The following is a 15,553-nucleotide window of genomic DNA, read 5'->3' on the forward strand; positions in this document are numbered from 1 at the left end:
GGCGAGTGTCCTGCAGCAGCGGCCGGATCATGGCCATGCGTCCTCTGGGACGCAAGCGCGCTTGCCGGATGACAGCCCCGGTCCTAAGACAGCCCAAATCCGCCGGAGCCCGCCATGATCCTCTCGACCAGCTTTCCCGACCGCAAGACCATCGCCCGCCTGACCGCCCAGGCCTATCTCGAGGCCGGCGCGGTCAGCTTCAACGCCGAGACGCCCTACAAGTTCACCTCGGGCTGGGCCAGCCCGGTCTACACCGACACGCGGCGGCTGATCTCCTTCCCCCGCATCCGCGGCGTGCTGATGGACTTCGCCACCTCGGTGATCCTGAGCGAGATCGGCTTCGAGAAGATCGACGCGGTGGCGGGCGGCGAGACCGCCGGCATCTCCTACGCCGCCTGGATCGCCGACCGCCTCGCCCTGCCGATGCAGTATGTCCGCAAGAAGCCGAAGGGCTTCGGCCGCAACGCCCAGATCGAAGGCGTGCTGACCGAGGGCCAGCGGGTGCTGCTGGTCGAGGACCTGAACACCGACGGCCGCAGCAAGGCCAAGTTCTGCCAAGCGCTGCGCGACGCCGGCGCGGTGGTGGAGCACGTCTTCGTCGTCTTCAACTACGGCATCTTCAAGGACACGCCGAAGTTCTTCGAATCGATCGGGGTCGAGCTGCACGGGCTGGCCACCTGGTGGGACGTGCTCGAGGTCTGCAAGGCCGGCAATCATTTCGACCCGAAGACGCTGGCCGAGGTGGAAGCGTTCCTGCACGACCCGGTCTCCTGGTCCGCCGCGCATGGCGGCATCGACAAGATGCCGACCGACTGAGGGGCTGTTCCAACACATGAGCCATGCCCGATCGGCGCGAGACGCGGGCGCCGAGGCGGGAGGAAGCTGACGCCGGGCGACGGGGCGAAGGGAAGGGGCGCTGCCCGCCGCAGCCACGGCTCAGAGGCCCGACATGCAGGGATGGACTCCCCAGCAGCGGAGCGTCGTTGTTGCCAGTTTCCTCGGCTGGACCCTCGACGCCTTCGACTTCTTCCTTCTCGTCTTCATCCTGACCGACATCGCCCGGGAGTTCGGCACCGGGGCCGAGACCACCTCCTGGCTGGTGACGCTGACCCTGGCGATGCGGCCCGTCGGTGCCTTCCTGTTCGGCCGCGCCGCCGACCGCTTCGGCCGCCGGCCGACGCTGATGGTCGACGTGCTGGCCTATTCGCTGCTGGAATTCGCCTCGGGCTTCGCGCCGACCTTCACCGTGCTCCTGATCCTGCGCATGCTGTACGGCATCGCCATGGGCGGCGAATGGGGCGTCGGCGCGTCGCTGACCATGGAGACCGTGCCAGTCCGCTCGCGCGGCTTCGTCTCCGGCCTGCTGCAGGCGGGCTATCCGACCGGCTACCTGCTGGCCTCGATCGTGTACGGCCTGCTCTACGATTCGATCGGCTGGCGCGGCATGTTCATGATCGGCGTCGTGCCCGCCCTGCTGGTGCTGTACATCCGCCGCAGCGTGCCGGAATCCCCGGCCTGGGCGGAGACGCGGGTCGAGCGCGACCGGATCTCGCTCGGCGACACGATACGGCGGCACTGGCGGCTCGGCCTCTATGCCATCCTCCTGATGACCGCCTTCAACTTCTTCAGCCACGGCACCCAGGACATCTATCCGACCTTTCTCAAGGTCCAGCACGGCATGGGCCCGCACGAGGTCAGCCTGATCGCGATCGTCTACAACATCGGCGCCATCCTCGGCGGCCTGGCCTGCGGTGTGCTGTCGGAGCGCTTCGGCCGGCGCCGGGTGATCGTGGTCGCGGCGCTGCTGGCCCTGCCGGCGCTGCCGCTCTGGGCCTTCTCCTCCGGCCCGGTGCTGCTGGCGGCCGGCGCGTTCCTGATGCAGGTCGCGGTGCAGGGTGCCTGGGGCGTGGTCCCGGCCCATCTGAACGAGCTGTCGCCGGAGGAGGCGCGCGGCACCTTCCCCGGCTTCGTCTATCAGACCGGAAACCTGCTGGCCGCGATCAACCTGACCCTGCAGACCCATATCGCCGTCACCAACGGCAACGACTACGCCCTGGCCATGGCCTGGGTGACAGGGGTGGTGGCGGTGGCGATCGCGCTGCTGATCGCCTTCGGCCCCGAGAAGCGCGGCGTCGCCTTCGGCGCGGCGCGGCTGCGGTCGGAGCTCGCCTCCACCTCCGCCGCCGGGGAATAGCGGCCGCGCCGGGACGGCAGGGGCCGGGGGCCGGCGGCTGTGCTATATAAGCCGCCCGGCCTTCTGGCCGAAGCCCGCCCATCGCGATGCCCGCCATGCCGGACGAGCAGCAGTTCCTGGACCTGATCGGCCAGATCTACGACGCCGCGACCGGCGACGAGGACTGGACCCGGATCCTGGACGGCCTGTCGCGGATGCTGGGCGGCCATGCGGCCGTGCTGCAGCGGCCCCATGCCCCCGGACAGGCGGTGCAGACGCTGGTCAGCGGCATCGACCTCGCTTATGTCGGGCTGTACGGCGCCCATTATCACACCGTCCTGCCGATCCGGTCCTGGCTGCCGCGGATGCCCGGCGGATCGGTCTTCGCCGACCGCATGCTGGTGGCGGACCGGGACTATGTCCGGACCGAGTTCTACACCGACTTCCTGACGCCGCAGGACCAGCACGCCAGCCTGACCTGGCTGGCCCGCGACCGGCAGGGCGCCGGGGCCACGCCGGCCCTGGTCTCGGTCTGGCGCTCGCGGCGGCAGCCGGAGTGGGGGCCGGGGCAGCTCCGCCTCCTCCATCGCCTCGGCCCGCATCTCGAACAGGCGCTGGAGATCGAACGCCGCCTCGGCGCCAGCGCGGTCCAACGGGTGGCGGCCGACCTGGTCCGCAGCGCCGCCGAGCTGACCTGGCGCGAGCGCGACTGCCTGGCCCGGATCGCCCGCGGTGCCTCCAGCAAGGAGATCGCGCGCCAGCTCGAGCTGTCGCTCCACACGGTCAACGAGTATGTCGAATCCGCGATGCGGAAGCTGGAAGCGACCAGCCGCACCCAGGCCGTGGCCAAGGCGCTGGTCCTCGACCTGCTCGACGAATGATCCCCTAATCCTCGGGGATTGAGGCGGACCGCCCGATCCGGGACTCTTGCCGTGGAGTGTCACGCGGTGCGCCCGCCGCGATTCCGGCTTTTTTGCGCCGAGACGGAAACAATTCGACGCAAATTCTGTTTTGATTGTGGAGCGGTCGCCGGGCGCGATGCGGGATCGCTTTTGGGGGGAGGTGCAGATGAATCCGGTTCTGATGACGGCCTTCGGGCTGATCGCGGTGCTGCTGTGGCGCGCCGGGCCGGGCTTCGCCGCGGTCACCGGCGGCGCGGCCCTGTCGGCGGCGGCGCTGCTCCTGACCCTGCACTGACCGCGCTGTCGGGCGGCGGCGTGCCGGACGGCATCGACCGGCACGCCGCGAGGCATGCCGCTTCGGCGAGAGCCGTCAAAGGATCACAAACCTGCTATAGTCCCGATCAACCGCCGGCGTCGTGCCGGCGGTTTGCTGCGTCCCTGCCCTGCTTCGCCATGCCGGATGACCGCGCCATCGCCGAGCTGGTCGGCCAGACCTACGACGCCGCCCTCGGCGACGAGGACTGGGCGGTCGTGCTGCGCCGCGCCTTGGCGTTGCTCGGCGGCGAGGCCGCGGCGCTGCACCCGACCGGCAGCCCGATGCCGACCGACGTTGCCGTCCGCGTCGGCTGCGACCCCGCCTATATTCCGCTCTACAACGCCCACTACCATGGAACCTGGCCGATCCTGCCGATGATGCGGCGGCTGCAGGCCCAGCCGGTCTTCGTCGACCGCATGCTGGTGCCGCAGGACGACTTCATCCGCACCGAATTCTACAATGACTATGCCCGGCCGCAGGGCGGCCACAGCGGCCTGTACTGGACCGATTTCGGCCGGCACGGCCTGGGGGCGCATCTGTCGCTCTGGCGGTCGCGGCGGCGGCCCGACTGGAGCGACGAAGAGGTTCGGCTGCTGCAGCACATCGGGCCGCATATCGGCCGGGCGCTGAAGATCCAGGGACGGCTCGGCGCCGCCGGCACGCGCAACGGCGACGCGGCGTCGCTGCTGGCGCCGCGCGAACGGGACTGCCTGGCCTGGGTCGCCCGCGGCGCCTCCAGCAAGCAGGCCGCCCAGCGCCTGGCGCTGTCGGTCTACACCGTCAACGAATACGTCGCCTCGGCGATGCGCAAGCTGCAGGCGGCCAGCCGCAGCGAAGCGGTCGCCATGGCCGTCAGCCTCGGGCTGCTCGATGCCTGAGTCTGGTGCCGCGATCGACGGGCGCGAGCTGACCGGCCTGATCGGCCAGTCCTATGACGCCGCGCTGGGGGAGGATGGCTGGGAAGCGGTGCTGGGGCACCTGGCCCGGCTGCTGGGCGCCGACTCCGCCGTGACCCTGCATCCGACCGGCACGCCGATGCCGACGGATGTCGCGGTCCGGATCCAGTCCGACCTCGGCTACGTCCCGCTCTACAACGCGCACTATCACCGGACCTGGCCGATCCTGCCGATGCTTTCGCGGCTTCCGGCCGGGTCGGTCTTCGTCGACCGGATGCTGGTGCCGCAGGACGACTTCATCCGCACCGAGTTCTACAACGACTATGCCCGGCCGCAGGGCCGGCACAGCGGCCTGTACTGGGCGGATGCCGACCGGCACGGCCTCGGACTCCACCTGTCCCTGTGGCGGTCGCGGCGCCGCCCCGACTGGGGCGAGGCGGAGATCCGGCTGCTGCGGCATATCGGACCCCATATCGGCCGGGCGCTGAAGATCCAGGGCCGGCTCGCCACGCCCCGCGCCCGCAGCGGCGGCATGCCGTCGCTGCTGGCGCCGCGCGAGCGCGACTGCCTGGCCTGGATCGCCCGCGGCGCCTCCAGCAAGCAGACGGCCCGGCGCCTGGCCCTGTCGGTCTACACCGTCAACGAATACGTCGCCTCGGCGATGCGCAAGCTGCAGGCGTCCAGCCGCAGCGAGGCCGTGGCCAACGCCCTCAGCCGCGGCCTGCTCGATCCATAGCCTCGGCCCGCAATCCCCCAATCCTTGGGGGTTGAGACGACCTTCCCATCCCGAGACAATATCCGCAGTCGATCCCTTGTCCCGGCGGCCGGCCGGCAACGGCGATGCGCGGCCGGAGCCGCGCCGCGGCCCGGGATCCGAACGGGGATCTTCCATCGACACGCGCCGGCCGCATGCGGCGACCGGCGGAGCGGCCGTGCCCGGCCGCGAGTCAGGAGCACTCGATGCCTGTCCTTCCCGGCGGCGATGCCGCCAACGACAACCAGCCGGTCCGGGCCGCCGGCCGGCCTTGCCTGCGCCTGAACCTGGTGCCCGACCCCTGGTCCGTCGACCACCCGGCGGCAGCGACGGCCGCCTGGATCGGGGAGATCTGGTGCGACCGGATCGAGAGCCGCCCCGCACCGGATCTCCGGCTGATGCCGACCATACCGGACTAGCGGTCGGCGCCGCTTCTCCACCCGATCCGCATCCGACCTTCCACGACCTGATGACGGCCTGCCTGCGCGGCAGGCGCGAGAGAAAGGATTCACCATGGCGACACGATTTGGTGCCGCGCTGATCTGTGCCGCCCTGCTGACGGGCACTATGGCCCTGGCGCAGGACGACGCGCAGACCGTCCCGGCGCTGTGCCGGACCGTCGGCGGCACCGGCAGCCTGGAGGCCGAGCTGCTGTTCGGCCGCAACATCCAAGACAAGGGCACGGTCTCCGACTCGCAATGGTCCGATTTCCTGGGCCGCGAGGTCACGCCGCGCTTTCCGGACGGGCTGACGGTGTTCGAGGCCAGCGGCCAATGGCGCGACGGCGAGAGCGGCCGGATCGTGCACGAGCCGTCCTGGATCGTGATGATCCTGGCGCCGAACACGCCGGACACGCTGGCCCGCCTGTCCGAGATCCGGACCGCCTACAAGGCCCGGTTCCAGCAGCAATCGGTCGGCCTGACGCTGTCCCAGACCTGCGTCGACTTCTGACAGGAGGGACGACATCGAGCACTGCTCGATCCGGACAGGCTTCCCACCCTCTACCGACTCAAGGAGAGATGCTTTGAAAACACGATTCACGACCACTCTGCTGGTGACCGTGGCCCTGGCGGCGCTCGCCGCCCACGCCCCGGCAATGGCCGAGGTGAAGCTGGGCGTGGCCGGACCGCTGACCGGCCCGAACGCGGCGGTGGGCGAGCAGTACCGCCGCGGTGCCGAGGCTGCGGTCAAGGCCCTGAACGCCGCCGGCGGCGTCGACGGCGAGCAGATCACGCTGGTCTATGGCGACGATGCCTCCGACCCGCGCCAGGGCGTCGCGGCCGCGAACGAGCTGGTCGGCGAAGGCGTGGCGGCGGTGATCGGCCACTACAACTCCTCGGTCTCGATCCCGGCCTCGACCGTCTATGCCGAGGAAGGCGTGCTGCAGATCACCCCCGGCTCGACCAACCCGCAGCTGACCGAGCAGGGCGTCGAGACCGTGTTCCGCACCTGCGGCCGCGACGACCAGCAGGGCGACGTCGCCGGCCGGTTCCTGGCCACCGCCTACAAGGGCCGCAAGGTCGCGGTCCTGCACGACCAGACCACCTACGGCAAAGGCCTGGCGGATGCGACCAAGGCGCGGATGAACGGCCTCGGCCTGACCGAGGTGCTATACGAAGGCATCACCGTCGGCGAGCGCGACTTCTCGGCCGTGGTGTCGAAGCTGAAGGCGGCGAATGTCGACGCCGTCTTCTTCGGCGGGCTGCACAACGAGGCCGGGCTGATCCTGCGCCAGATGCGCGACCAGGGTCTGAAGGCGCAGTTCCTCTCCGACGACGGCACCGTGTCGCAGGAGTTCTGGGCCATCACCGGCCCGGCCGGCCAGGGCGCCCTCGTCACCTTCGGGCCGGAGATGCGCGACCAGCCGCAGGCCAAGGACGCGGTCGCCCGGTTCCGGGCCGAGGGTTACGAGCCGGAGGGCTACACCCTCTACACCTACGCCGCCGTCCAGGCCTGGGCCGCGGCGGCGCAGAAGGCGGGGTCGGTCGACGGCGCCAAGGTCGCCGTGGCGCTGCATGACGGCAGCGCCTACGACACGGTGATCGGCCCGCTGACCTTCGACACCAAGGGCGACCCCGCCGGCGGCAACTACGTCCTCTATGTCTGGCAGAACGGCAAGATGGTGCAACTGACGGACGCGCAGGTGGCAAAGCTCGGCCAGTGAGGCCGGCGCCGGAGGCGTCCCGCCTCCGGCGCTCCTACGCCGCGAAATCCTCGATCCGGTCGGCCGCGGCGCGGTCATAGCCGCGGCTGGCCTCGAGCAGCTGGCGCGTATAGGGCTGGGTCACGGTGCCGTCATGCAGCTGGGCCGCGGTCAGCGTCTCGACGATGCGGCCCCGGTTCATCACCGCCAGCCGGTCGCACATCACCGACACCACGGCGAGGTTGTGGGTGACCAGCAGATAGGTCAGCCCGCGCTCGGCCCGCAGGCGCTTCAGCAGGTTCAGGATCTCCGCCTGCACCGAGACGTCGAGCGCCGAGGTCGGCTCGTCCAGCAGCAGCACCCGCGGTTCCAGCACCAGCGCCCGGGCGATGGCGACGCGCTGGCGCTGCCCGCCCGACAGCTGGTGCGGATAGCGGAAGCGGAAGCTGGGGCCGAGCCCGACCTCCTGTAGCACACGCTCCACCCGTGTATCGCGCTTGTCGAAGCCGTGGATCGCCAACGGCTCCATCAGCGTCGCATCCACGGTCTGGCGCGGATGCAGCGAACCATAGGGGTCCTGGAACACCATCTGGCACAGCTTGAAGAAGCCCTTGTCGCGGCGCCGCCCCTGCTCCCGCCCGTCGACCGCGATCCGGCCGGTCCAATCCCAGTTCAGGCCGGACAGCGCGCGCAGGATGGTCGATTTGCCCGAACCGCTTTCGCCGACCAGGCCGAAGCTCTCGCCCCGCGCCACGGTCAGCGAGGCGTCGCGCACCGCATGGATGTCGTCGAACATGACGTCCAGCCCGGTGATCGCGATCATCGCATCCATGCTCACGCCTCCAGCCAGGCCGGGTCGCGCTGCAGCACCGGCAGGAATGGCCGGGTGTCGCCGATCTGCGGCAGCGATTCGAGCAGGCCCCGGGTGTAGGGATGCTTCGCCTGGTGCAGCTCGGCCGCCCTGCAGCTCTCCACCACCCGCCCGGCATACATGATCAGGATGCGGTCGCAGAAGCTGGCCACCAGGTTGAGGTCGTGGCTGATGAAGATCAGCCCCATGCCGCGCTGGGTCACCAGGTCGTCGATGATCGCCAGCACCTGCATCTGCACGGTGACGTCGAGCGCCGAGGTCGGCTCATCGGCGATCAGCAGGTCCGGATCGGGGATCAGCATCATCGCGATCATGATGCGCTGGCCCATGCCGCCCGAGACCTCGTGCGGGTACAGGCCCCACACCCGCTCCGGGTCGCGGATGCGCACCGCCTCGAACATCTCCAGCACCCGGCGCCTGGCCTCGCGGGCGGAGGCGCGCTTGTGGATGCGGTAGGCCTCGGCCACCTGCTCGCCCACCGTGACCACGGGGTTGAGCGAGAATTTTGGGTCCTGCATCACCATCGAGATGCGGCGGCCGCGGATGGCGCGCATCTGCCGCTCGCTCTGGCGCTGCAGGTCGATGCCGTCGAACACCAGCCGGTCGGCCCGGGCCCGGCCGGGCGAGCCGACCAGCCGCAGGATCGCACGGCCGGTCATCGATTTGCCGGAGCCACTTTCGCCGACGATGCCCAGCTTCTCGCGCCCCAGGGTGAAGCCCATGCCGCGCACGGCGCGCACCGGGCCCTTGGCGGTGTCGAAGGTGACCGAGAGGTTCTCGACCTCCAGCAGCGGGCGGCTCAAGATTGCCCCCCCTGCTTCGGGTCGAGGATGTCGCGCAGCCCGTCGCCGAGCAGGTTGAAGCCCAGGCTGACCACGAAGATGGCGATGCCGGGCATGGTCGCGACCCACCACTGGTCGAGGATGAAGCTGCGGCCCTTGGAGATCATCGCCCCCCATTCCGGCAGCGGCGGCTGGGCGCCGAGGCCGAGGAAGCCGAGGCCCGCCGCGGTCAGGATGATGCCGGCCATGTCGAGCGTGACCCGGACGATCACCGAGGACAGGCACAGCGGCACCACATGCCGGGCGACGATGCGGGCGCTGGAAGCGCCCTGCAGCCGCACCGCGCTGATGAAATCGGCGTTGCGGATGGTCAGCGTCTCGGCCCGGGCGATGCGGGCATAGGGCGGCCAGGAGGTGATGGCGATGGCGATGATCGCGTTCTCGATGCCGGGGCCGAGCGCGGCGACGAAGGCCAGAGCCAGGATCAGCTTCGGGAAGGCCAGGAAGATGTCGGTGATGCGCATCAGCACCGCATCGACCCAGCCGCCGAGATAGCCGGAGACCGTGCCGATCAGGAGGCCGACCGGCGCCGCGGTGATCGCCACCAGCACGACGATCAGCAGCGTCAGTCGGGTGCCGTAGATGATGCGGGACCAGATGTCCCGGCCGAGTTCGTCGGTGCCGAGCCAGTGCGCGGCGCTGAAGGGTTGCAGCCGGTCGGCGAGGTCCTGCTCGATCGGCGACTGGTGGGCCAGCAGCGGCGCGATCGCGGCGGCGACCAGCAGGGCCAGCACGATCACGAGCCCGACCATCGCCAGCGGATTGCGGGCGAGGCCGAGCCACAGCAGGTACAGCCGCCCGAGCCGGGCCTGGCCGCGCGAATGCGGCGTGTCGGACAGCAGCCAGCCGCGCCAGGTTTCGGGCCTCGGCAGGGTTTCGGAGGAGTGGGTCATCGCTCGCCCCTGCCCTGCATCCCGAGTCCGTAGGTTGGGTTCGCGAATGCGAACCCAACATCCCGCCGAAGCCCCTGTTGGGTTCGCTTGCAGCGAACCCAACCTACGCGGGGAGAGAGGGGACAAGAAAAGTGCGATCCCATGAATTCCAAGCGCCCCGTCATCGCGCCCTCGGGTCCAGCACGCGGTACAAGAGGTCGGACAGCATGTTCAGCCCGATATAGACGGCGCCGACCACGATGGTGCCGCCGAGCACCGCGTTCATATCGGCGTTGAGCAGCGAGTTGGTGATGTACTGGCCGAGGCCCGGCCAGGCGAAGACCGTCTCGGTCAGCACCGCCCCCTCCAGCAGCCCGGCATAGGACAGCGCCACCACGGTCAGCAGCGGCACGCGGATGTTGCGGAAGGCGTGGCGCCAGATCACCGCCCGCTCCGACACGCCCTTGACCCGCGCCGTGGTGACGTATTCCTGGCGCAGCTGGTCGAGCATGAAGGACCGCGTCATCCGGCTGATATAGGCGAGGCTGTAATAGCCCAGCAGTGCCGCCGGCAGCAGCAGGTGGTCGATCGCGTTCCAGAACACGTCCCATTCGCCGGCCAGCGCGGCATCGAGCGTGATCACGCCGGTGACGGGATCGACGAGGCCGTCATAGAACACGTCGAGCCGCCCAGGCCCGGCCACCCAGCTGAGCTTGGCGTAGAACAGCAGCAGGCCGACCAGGCCGAGCCAGAAGATCGGCACGGAATAGCCGATCAGCCCGACCACCCGGACGAGATGGTCGGGCCATCGGTCGCGATGGACCGCCGCCATCACCCCCGCCGGGATGCCGAAGACGATGCCGAACAGGACGCCCAGCGTCGCCAGCTCCAAGGTCGCCGGGAACACCCGGGCGATATCCTCGAGCACCGGGCGCGAGGTCAGCACAGAGGTGCCGAGATCGCCCGACAGCACGTCGCCGGCATAGCGGGCGAACTGGTCCCAGAGCGGCTTGTCCAGGCCGAGCTCCAGCCGTGCCTTCTCATAGACGTCGCGCGGCGCCCGGTCGCCGACCACGGCGAGCACCGGGTCGATCGGCACCACCCGGCCGATGAAGAAGGTGACGAGAAGCAGGCCGAAGAAGGTGGTCGCCAGCGAAGCGACCACACCGGCGATGCGGAGGGCGAGCCCACGCCGGCGACGGCGGCGGGCGCCGGGCCGGGCGGGGGCCGGCACCGGCTGGAGGTTGGTGGCGGTCACGAGGTCACGACTTCCTGCCGGTCCAATACTGGTTCCTGTCATAGGTCGCCGACCAGGTGAGGCCGGTGACCGGTTTGCGGCTGGCGATCACTTCGGACAGCTGGAACATGAAGGCGAAGGGCGACGCCTGCTGGTGGCGGCGCTGGATGTCGGCATAGATCTGCGCCCGCTTGGCGCCGTCGGTCTCGAGCACGGCGCCCTGGGCGGCCGCGGTCAGGGCCGCATCCTGCCAGCCATTGGCCCAGGCCTGGGTCTTCGAGGCCGTGGCGTCGCTGTTGTCGCTGTTGACGGCGAAGGTCCCGGCATTGGAATCCGGGTCCTCGTAGTCGGGGCCCCAGCGGCCGATATAGATCTCGTGCTTGCGGGCGCGCTGCTTGGACAGCACCTGCCGGGCGTCGCCCGGGATCAGTTCCACGGCCACGCCGGCCCGGGCGAAGCTGGCCTGGATGGCCTGGGCGATGTCGATATAGGGCGACTGGTTGATCACATCCATCGTGGCCTTGAACCCGTCCGGCAGGCCGGCCTGGGCCAGCAGCGCCTTGGCCTGGTCGACGTCGAGGGTGAAGGGCGCGTCGTCGATCGCCCCCAGCATGCCGGCCGGCACCAGGCTCTGATGGACCGTGGCGAGGCCATGCATGATGGTCGCGACGATGCCGTCATAGTCGATCAGGTATTTCAGCGCCTGCCGCACCTCCGGCTTGTCGAAGGGCGGGTGCAGCACGTTGAAGCTGACATAGAAGATCGACATCTTCTGCACCGGCTCGAGCGTGATGTCGGCATTGCCTTGCAGCGACTTCAGCTGGTCCGGGGTCAGGTTGCGGGCGACGTCGACATCGCCCTTCTGCAGCAGGAGCAGCCGGCTCGAGGAGTCCGGCACATGCCGGATGAAGACCCGGCGGAACCCCGGCCGGCCCTGCCAGTAGCCGTCGTTCCGGTCGAGCGCCAGCAGCTCGTTCGGCTTCCAGGAGGCCAGCTTGAACGGGCCGGAGCCGGCGGAATGGGTCTTCAGCCACTCATGGCCGAAATCGCCATTCGCCTCATGCTCCTGCACCAGCTTGCTGTCGACCACGGCGGTGACGGTGGCGGTCAGGCAGTTCAGCACGAAGGTCGGCGCATAGGCCTTGTCGGTCCTGAACACCAGCGTCCGGTCGTCCGGCGCCGTGACCATCCGGTCGACATTGTCCGCGGTCAGCCCGAACTGGCTGACGATATAGGCCGGCGCCAGGTTCAGCTTGATCGCGCGCTGCAGCGACCAGGCCGCATCCCGGGCGGTCAGCGGATTGCCGGAGTGGAACGTCACCCCGTCACGGATCCTGAAGGTATAGGTCCGGGCGTCGTCCGACACCGTCCAGCTTTCGGCCAGCAGCGGCACGAGCTTGCTGGAGTCGGTGCGGTCGTAGCCGATCAGCCGGTCATAGACCTGGGCCAGGTACTCGGTCGACGATGCCTCGAAGATCTCGGCCGGGTCGAGCGAGACCAGGTCGTCGATCACCCAGGCCTCGACCAGCGTGTCGGGCGGCGTGCCTGCCCTGGCCGCGACGCCAGAGCAGGCGATCGTCGCCGCGAGGATGCCGCAGGCGAGCAGCTTCAGCACGGTTCCGGATCCTCGCTGCGGCTCAGGACTTCTTGCCGGTCCAGTAGAAGTTGCTGTCGAAAGCCGGGCCCCAGGTGATGCCCTCGACGTTCTTGCGCATTGCCGGCACCTCGGTCTGCTGGAACATCACCGCGAAGGGCGAGATCTCCATGTGCTTGCGCTGCAGATCCTCGTAGATCTTCGCCCGCTTGGCGCCGTCGCGCTCGGTCACCGCGCTCTGCGCCAGCCTGGTCAGATCCGCATCCTGCCAGCCATTGCGCCAGGACAGCGTCTTCGACTTGGCGTCGGCGCCGTTGTCGACGTTGATGGCGAAGGTCTCGGCGTTCGAGTTCGGGTCCTGATAGTCGGTGCCCCAGCGGCCGATATAGATGTCGTGGTTGCGGGCCCGGTACTTGGTCAAGGTCTGCTTGTTGTCGCCGGGGATGATCTCGACCTGCACGCCGGCCTGGGCGAAGGTGCCCTGGATCGATTGCGCCATGTCCATCGACGGCGAGGCGTTCCAGACGTCGAAGGTGGTCTTGAAGCCGTCCGGCAGCCCGGCCTTGGCCAGGAGCTCCTTGGCCTTGGCGACGTCCAGCTTGAACGGCTGGTCGGCGATCTCGCCCAGCATGCCCTGGGGGATGAAGCCCTGATGCTTGACGGCGATGCCGCGCATGAAGCTGTTGGCCATGCCGTCATAGTCGATCAGGTATTTCAGCGCCTGCCGCACCTCCGGCTTGTCGAAGGGCGGGTGCAGCACGTTGAAGCTGATGTACCAGACCGAGCCCTTCGGCGCGTTCTCGAGCTTGATGTCGGGGTTGCCGTCCAGCGACTTCAGCTGCTCGGCGCTGAGGTTGCGGGCGACGTCGACATCGCCCTTCTGCAGCAGCAGCATCTGGGTCGCCGCTTCCGCCACATGGCGGATGAAGACGCGGCGGAAGGCCGGCTTGCCCTGCCAATAGTCGTCGTTGCGGTCGAACACCAGCGACTCGTTCGGCTTCCAGGACTGCAGCTTGAAGGGACCGGAGCCGGCGGAATGCGTCTTCAGCCACTCATGGCCGAAATCGCCGTTCGCCTCATGCGCTTTCACCTCCTTGCTGTCGACCACCGAGGCGACGCCCGAGGTCAGGCAATTCAGCACGAAGGTCGGGGCGTAGGCCTTGTCGGTCTTGAACACCAGCGTCCGGTCGTCCGGCGCCGTCACCATCTGGTCGACATTCTCGGCCGTCAGCCCGAACTGGCCGAGGATGAAGGCCGGCGACAGGTTCAGCTTGACCGCGCGCTGCAGCGACCAGGCCGCATCCTGGGCGGTCAGCGCATTGCCGGAGTGGAACTTCACTCCGCTGCGGATCTTGAAGGTGTAGGTCAGGCCGTCGTCGGAGACGGTCCAGCTCTCGGCCACGCCGGGCAGGATCTTGCTGACGTCCTTGACGTCGTAGCCGATCAGCCGCTCATAGACCTGGGCCTGGTACTCGGCCGCCGAGAACTCGAAGATCTCGGCCGGGTCGAGCGAGATGATGTCATCGATCTGCCAGGCCTCGACCAGAGTGTCCTTCGGTGTCTCGGCCATCGCTGGAAGGCTGGCGCAGGCCAGGATCGTCGCTGCGAGTATGTTGCGGGTGAAACGCTTGATCACGTTTTCCCCTCCCTGTTCGTTATGAAGACCACGGAACGGTACCGGGCGGCCCATCTTCCGGGCCGCGTCGAACCGGAGTCAAGCCGCAGTCCCGGGCGCCCGGGTAACGTTCCCTGCGGCGGCATCCTGCCATCAAAAAAATTTTGATGGCAGCTAAATTCCGACTAGGCTCGCTGACAACAATGGGGGGCTCATGGCGGGGGACGCGGCAGCAGAGACAGCCGAGGCACGGGCGGCCGTGCCGCATCTCGGCCGGGCGATCCGGGCCCGGCGCCGCGCGCTCGACCTCACCCTCAAGGATCTTGGCCTCCGCAGCGGCCTGTCGGTCGGCTTCCTGTCGCAGCTGGAGCGCGACCTGGCGACGCCGTCGCTGAGCGCCCTGTCGGGCATCGCCGGCGCCCTCGGGGTGCCGCTCGACGCCTTCCTGGCCGCGCCGCGCCCGGCGAGCGGCCTGACCCGCCGCGGCGAGCGGCCGGTCTTCGCCATCGGCGACGCGCCGCCCGACCGGATCCGCTACGAGCGGCTGAGCGCCGCCTTCCCCGGCCAGGCGCTGAACGCCGTGCTGGTGCATGTGCCGCCCGGCTACGCCTCGGAGGCGGTGCAGCATGAGGGCGAGGAGATCGCCTTCGTGCTGGAGGGATCGCTGCTGGTCGGCATCGGCGAGGAGAGCATCCGCCTGGATGCCGGCGACAGCCTGCACTACCCGGCCGGTCGGGCGCATCGCTGGAGCAACGCCCATGACGGCTGGACCCGCGTGCTGTGGACCGGAACGGCCCCGATCTTCGACCGACTGCGAGACGAGTCATGACGACACTGACCGACCCGAAGGTTGCCCAAGCCGTGGCGGCATTGGCCGCGGCCCAGGCGGAGCCGGGCCAGCCCCAGGCGCTGTACCAAACCGCCGACGCCGCCTATCGGTCGCTGCTCGGTCACCGGCTGTTCACCATCATGGCGCTGCGCGCCGACACGGCGGAGGCCGAGCGGGTCTACACCAACGACGACGCCGCCTATCCGGTCACCGGCCGCAAGCCGATGCAGGAGAATCGCTGGTCGGCCCAGGTGATCGGCCGGCGCGAGGTGTTCCTGGCCCGCACCCTGGCCGAGATCGCCGAGGTGTTCCCGGACCACGAGCTGATCGGCTCGCTGGGCTGCGGCGCGGTGCTGAACTTCCCGGTGGTCTATGACGGGAAGGTGCTGGGCACGGTCAACGTGCTGGATGCCGAGGGCCGCTACGACGAGGCCGCCGCCGAGCGCGGCCGCTGGCTGGCCCCGCTGCTGGTTCCGGCCCTGCTGGCCGGCTGACGGAATCGCGAACAA

General features: G+C 69.3%; 17 protein-coding genes. 11 read left to right on the forward strand and 6 right to left on the reverse strand.

Annotation, left to right across the window (positions count from 1 at the left end; genetic code table 11):
- The first annotated feature begins 114 nt into the window (after positions 1 to 114).
- The 9 genes from ACFW16_RS03485 to ACFW16_RS03525 all read left to right on the forward strand — a co-directional run bounded on the left by ACFW16_RS03485 (position 115) and on the right by ACFW16_RS03525 (position 7,205).
- The gene (locus ACFW16_RS03485; RefSeq protein ID WP_380301904.1) at positions 115 to 816 is read left to right on the forward strand and encodes an orotate phosphoribosyltransferase; all 702 of its coding nucleotides are present in this window, start codon (positions 115 to 117) and stop codon (positions 814 to 816) included.
- A 133-nt stretch (positions 817 to 949) separates the two neighbouring features.
- Complete coding sequence (locus tag ACFW16_RS03490; RefSeq protein WP_380301906.1) at positions 950 to 2,194, forward strand: MFS transporter; 1,245 nt, start codon at positions 950 to 952, stop codon at positions 2,192 to 2,194.
- A gap of 95 nt (positions 2,195 to 2,289) precedes the next feature.
- Positions 2,290 to 3,054 carry a LuxR C-terminal-related transcriptional regulator gene (locus ACFW16_RS03495; protein WP_380301908.1) on the forward strand — a complete coding sequence of 255 codons (765 nt, stop codon included), beginning with the start codon at positions 2,290 to 2,292 and terminating at the stop codon, positions 3,052 to 3,054.
- Between the two features lie 187 nt (positions 3,055 to 3,241).
- Positions 3,242 to 3,370 carry a hypothetical protein gene (locus tag ACFW16_RS03500; protein ID WP_380301910.1) on the forward strand — a complete coding sequence of 43 codons (129 nt, stop codon included), beginning with the start codon at positions 3,242 to 3,244 and terminating at the stop codon, positions 3,368 to 3,370.
- 158 nt (positions 3,371 to 3,528) lie between these two features.
- Positions 3,529 to 4,269: a response regulator transcription factor gene (locus ACFW16_RS03505; RefSeq protein ID WP_380301912.1), complete on the forward strand. Its 741-nt coding sequence runs from the start codon at positions 3,529 to 3,531 to the stop codon at positions 4,267 to 4,269.
- The gene (locus tag ACFW16_RS03510; RefSeq protein ID WP_380301914.1) at positions 4,262 to 5,023 is read left to right on the forward strand and encodes a LuxR C-terminal-related transcriptional regulator; all 762 of its coding nucleotides are present in this window, start codon (positions 4,262 to 4,264) and stop codon (positions 5,021 to 5,023) included. Before ACFW16_RS03505 ends, ACFW16_RS03510 begins: the two co-directional genes overlap by 8 nt.
- A 224-nt stretch (positions 5,024 to 5,247) precedes the next feature.
- Positions 5,248 to 5,460, forward strand: a complete 213-nt coding sequence (locus ACFW16_RS03515) for a hypothetical protein (RefSeq protein WP_380301916.1) — start codon at positions 5,248 to 5,250, stop codon at positions 5,458 to 5,460.
- Positions 5,461 to 5,554: 94 nt separating this feature from the next.
- On the forward strand, positions 5,555 to 5,992 hold the full coding sequence (locus tag ACFW16_RS03520; protein ID WP_380301917.1) for a DUF3574 domain-containing protein: 438 nt from the start codon (positions 5,555 to 5,557) through the stop codon (positions 5,990 to 5,992).
- A 73-nt stretch (positions 5,993 to 6,065) separates the two neighbouring features.
- A complete protein-coding gene (locus ACFW16_RS03525; RefSeq protein WP_380301919.1) occupies positions 6,066 to 7,205 on the forward strand; it encodes a branched-chain amino acid ABC transporter substrate-binding protein in 1,140 nt (379 codons plus the stop codon).
- 34 nt (positions 7,206 to 7,239) lie between these two features.
- Here the strand turns inward: ACFW16_RS03525 and ACFW16_RS03530 are convergent, their stop codons facing one another.
- The 6 genes from ACFW16_RS03530 to ACFW16_RS03555 form a co-directional block, all read right to left on the reverse strand.
- The gene (locus ACFW16_RS03530) at positions 7,240 to 8,007 is read right to left on the reverse strand and encodes an ABC transporter ATP-binding protein (protein ID WP_380302029.1); all 768 of its coding nucleotides are present in this window, start codon (positions 8,005 to 8,007) and stop codon (positions 7,240 to 7,242) included.
- Between the two features lie 11 nt (positions 8,008 to 8,018).
- Positions 8,019 to 8,858 carry an ABC transporter ATP-binding protein gene (locus tag ACFW16_RS03535; RefSeq protein WP_380301921.1) on the reverse strand — a complete coding sequence of 280 codons (840 nt, stop codon included), beginning with the start codon at positions 8,856 to 8,858 and terminating at the stop codon, positions 8,019 to 8,021.
- Positions 8,855 to 9,790, reverse strand: coding sequence for a nickel transporter permease (gene nikC, locus ACFW16_RS03540; protein ID WP_380301923.1), 936 nt, complete (start codon positions 9,788 to 9,790; stop codon positions 8,855 to 8,857). Before nikC ends, ACFW16_RS03535 begins: the two co-directional genes overlap by 4 nt.
- Positions 9,791 to 9,950: 160 nt before the next feature.
- Positions 9,951 to 11,027 carry an ABC transporter permease gene (locus tag ACFW16_RS03545; protein WP_380301924.1) on the reverse strand — a complete coding sequence of 359 codons (1,077 nt, stop codon included), beginning with the start codon at positions 11,025 to 11,027 and terminating at the stop codon, positions 9,951 to 9,953.
- Positions 11,028 to 11,031: 4 nt separating this feature from the next.
- Positions 11,032 to 12,621: an ABC transporter substrate-binding protein gene (locus ACFW16_RS03550; RefSeq protein ID WP_380301926.1), complete on the reverse strand. Its 1,590-nt coding sequence runs from the start codon at positions 12,619 to 12,621 to the stop codon at positions 11,032 to 11,034.
- A gap of 22 nt (positions 12,622 to 12,643) precedes the next feature.
- Positions 12,644 to 14,236 carry an ABC transporter substrate-binding protein gene (locus ACFW16_RS03555; RefSeq protein ID WP_380301928.1) on the reverse strand — a complete coding sequence of 531 codons (1,593 nt, stop codon included), beginning with the start codon at positions 14,234 to 14,236 and terminating at the stop codon, positions 12,644 to 12,646.
- Between the two features lie 193 nt (positions 14,237 to 14,429).
- On the opposite strand from ACFW16_RS03555, the gene ACFW16_RS03560 reads away from it, so the two are divergent.
- Both ACFW16_RS03560 and ACFW16_RS03565 read left to right on the forward strand, forming a co-directional pair.
- Positions 14,430 to 15,044, forward strand: a complete 615-nt coding sequence (locus ACFW16_RS03560; protein ID WP_380301931.1) for a helix-turn-helix domain-containing protein — start codon at positions 14,430 to 14,432, stop codon at positions 15,042 to 15,044.
- Positions 15,041 to 15,538 (forward strand): GAF domain-containing protein, encoded by a 498-nt coding sequence (locus ACFW16_RS03565; RefSeq protein ID WP_380301933.1) that lies wholly within the window; start codon positions 15,041 to 15,043, stop codon positions 15,536 to 15,538. Before ACFW16_RS03560 ends, ACFW16_RS03565 begins: the two co-directional genes overlap by 4 nt.
- Positions 15,539 to 15,553: the final 15 nt, after the last annotated feature.

Origin of the sequence: Inquilinus sp. NPDC058860 (assembly GCF_042743185.1) — a bacterium.
In the GTDB taxonomy this organism is placed as follows: Bacteria; Pseudomonadota; Alphaproteobacteria; order DSM-16000; family Inquilinaceae; genus Inquilinus.

Bases quoted from the DNA above. Each gene is read 5' to 3' on its own strand.
- ACFW16_RS03530 (WP_380302029.1), bottom strand. From the start codon at position 8,007: ATGATCGCGATCACCGGGCTGGACGTCATGTTCGACGACATCCATGCG.
- ACFW16_RS03485 (WP_380301904.1), top strand. From the start codon at position 115: ATGATCCTCTCGACCAGCTTTCCCGACCGCAAGACCATCGCCCGCCTG.
- ACFW16_RS03500 (WP_380301910.1), top strand. From the start codon at position 3,242: ATGAATCCGGTTCTGATGACGGCCTTCGGGCTGATCGCGGTGCTGCTG.
- ACFW16_RS03565 (WP_380301933.1), top strand. From the start codon at position 15,041: ATGACGACACTGACCGACCCGAAGGTTGCCCAAGCCGTGGCGGCATTG.
- ACFW16_RS03515 (WP_380301916.1), top strand. From the start codon at position 5,248: ATGCCTGTCCTTCCCGGCGGCGATGCCGCCAACGACAACCAGCCGGTC.
- ACFW16_RS03490 (WP_380301906.1), top strand. From the start codon at position 950: ATGCAGGGATGGACTCCCCAGCAGCGGAGCGTCGTTGTTGCCAGTTTC.
- nikC (WP_380301923.1), bottom strand. From the start codon at position 9,790: ATGACCCACTCCTCCGAAACCCTGCCGAGGCCCGAAACCTGGCGCGGC.
- ACFW16_RS03510 (WP_380301914.1), top strand. From the start codon at position 4,262: ATGCCTGAGTCTGGTGCCGCGATCGACGGGCGCGAGCTGACCGGCCTG.
- ACFW16_RS03505 (WP_380301912.1), top strand. From the start codon at position 3,529: ATGCCGGATGACCGCGCCATCGCCGAGCTGGTCGGCCAGACCTACGAC.
- ACFW16_RS03520 (WP_380301917.1), top strand. From the start codon at position 5,555: ATGGCGACACGATTTGGTGCCGCGCTGATCTGTGCCGCCCTGCTGACG.
- ACFW16_RS03560 (WP_380301931.1), top strand. From the start codon at position 14,430: ATGGCGGGGGACGCGGCAGCAGAGACAGCCGAGGCACGGGCGGCCGTG.
- ACFW16_RS03495 (WP_380301908.1), top strand. From the start codon at position 2,290: ATGCCGGACGAGCAGCAGTTCCTGGACCTGATCGGCCAGATCTACGAC.